Source organism: Streptomyces sp. YS-3 (genome assembly GCF_045257485.1).
Lineage (GTDB): Bacteria > Actinomycetota > Actinomycetes > Streptomycetales > Streptomycetaceae > Streptomyces.
Genome location: NZ_JBJHPC010001090.1, coordinates 1 through 947 on the forward strand (window position 1 = coordinate 1; position 947 = coordinate 947).

At 74.9% G+C, this 947-nt stretch carries 1 protein-coding gene; it reads right to left on the reverse strand.

Going from position 1 to position 947, the window contains the following annotated elements:
* On the reverse strand, positions 1-947 hold a 947-nt coding region (locus ACJA3G_RS37665; RefSeq protein ID WP_406557498.1), incomplete at both ends, for a GAF domain-containing protein.

Consider the following 947-nt stretch of genomic DNA (forward strand, 5'->3'; position numbering starts at 1 on the left):
GGGGCCAGGGGGTCTCACCGCCCGCCAGGACGCGGCCCCGGTGGTCGCGGACCAGGATCTCGGCGTCGAGGAGTACGCCCACCTCCGCCGCCAGGCCCGCCACGCCCCGGCCGGAGAGGGCGAAGCCGATGATGTGATCGCGTACCGCCTCCAGCGAGCGCTCCTTCTCGATCGTCTCCATCGCCAGCGCGCTGTGCTCCTCCAGCTTGGCCACCTCGGCGTTGTAGAGCTCCAGCCACTGGGCCTTGTCGACGGCCGCCGCCGCCAGGTCCGCGAGGGAGCCGAGGAGGGCGGCCTCGTCGGGCTCGAAGTGGCGTACGTCGCGGTGCGCCGCGTACAGCACGCCCACCGTGCCGCTCGCGTGGTGCAGCGGCAGCGCCAGCACCGAGCGGAGCCCCTCGCGGGCGATCGCCGCGTCCAGGGCCGCGTCGTGCTCGATACGGGTCTCCGCCTGGTAGTCGGGCGTCCAGAAGGGCGCGCCCGTGCCCCTGACCACCGCCCCGATGCCGTGGTCGCCCGAGAGCTGCAGCCCGATGTGGAGCGAGGTGGTGGCGCCCGCCGAGGCCCGGACCACCGAGTCGCCCGAGCCCGTCGTCAGCAGCGCCACGAACGCCGTGTCCACGTGCAGCAGGGCCCGGGTGCGGTGGGCGACCGTCTTCACCAGGCCGTCCACGTCGCAGGACGAGGCCAGTTCGCGGGCCGTGTCCAGCAGGGCCGTGAGGTCCGCCTCCCGCCGCCGGCGGCGGTCGAGCAGGCCGTGGACCGTACGGCCCAGCCGGCCCGCCCGGTGGATCAGCGCCAGTTCGTCCGCCGTCGCGCCCCGGTCGTGGGCCTTGAGCAGGACCTCCTCCATGGCGTCCAACGGGGCCTGGGCGGCGAGGAGTTCGAGGATGCGTAACGCTCCCGCGCCGCCGCCCAGGCCCCGTTGGACGCCATGGAGGAGGTCC